General features: G+C 63.6%; 1 protein-coding gene. It reads left to right on the top strand.

Annotation, left to right across the window (positions count from 1 at the left end; translation table 11 throughout):
* The coding region (locus ACT3S3_RS15325) for a transposase family protein (protein ID WP_444627023.1) at positions 1 to 225 on the top strand (225 nt) is incomplete at both ends.

Here is a 225-nt window from a genome sequence, read left to right on the forward strand (position 1 = left end):
CCTGGCTGCAAACATGCAGGTGTGTTGCGAGATCACGTCACCCAGCAGCTGGTGGACCTGCCGGTCGTCGGCTTCCCGACGCGACTTCACGTCCGTGTCCCGCGGTTCACCTGCACCAACGATGCCTGCGGCCGGAGAATCTTCCATGCTTCACTGGGTTGTGCTGACGACGGGTCGAAACTGACCCACCGGGCGACTCGCTGGATCCTGCAACGCCTGGCCGTT

The sequence above is a fragment of the Corynebacterium sp. AOP40-4SA-5 genome (genome assembly GCF_052377355.1).
Classification (GTDB): Bacteria; Actinomycetota; Actinomycetes; order Mycobacteriales; family Mycobacteriaceae; genus Corynebacterium.